This window comes from Oleiphilus sp. HI0080 (assembly GCF_001635135.1).
In genome coordinates, this window is the sequence record NZ_LWFU01000090.1 from 1 (window position 1) to 274 (window position 274).

The 274-nt window shown below is 50.7% G+C and carries 1 protein-coding gene; it reads right to left on the reverse strand.

Annotated elements, in window-relative coordinates; all coding sequences use genetic code 11:
• Positions 1-225, reverse strand: a 225-nt coding sequence (locus A3751_RS22425) for a hypothetical protein (RefSeq protein WP_231876808.1), incomplete at its 3' end; no start/stop codon positions are given.
• Positions 226-274 lie beyond the last annotated feature (49 nt).

A 274-nucleotide genomic window follows, 5' to 3' on the forward strand; every position in this document is an offset into this window, starting at 1 on the left:
TCCATCTTCAAGCAGCGAGATAGTGGGAACGCCCTCAAACCGGCGAAAACCCTCCATCGAAATGTCCGCTTCTATTCCGCTCGACAATGGACCAATACCCATAACGGTAGTGACGGTATCCATCAGTTCATACGCCACCTGCTCATCATTTTGCTGTTGATCTTCATCATCGTCGTCATAATCATGTTGAAGCCCTGCCCCAACGGCATCATGACCATAGTTCATGAACGGAATCGCGCTTAGCGAATAAGGCCCCTGCGCAGTAGCATCGCTC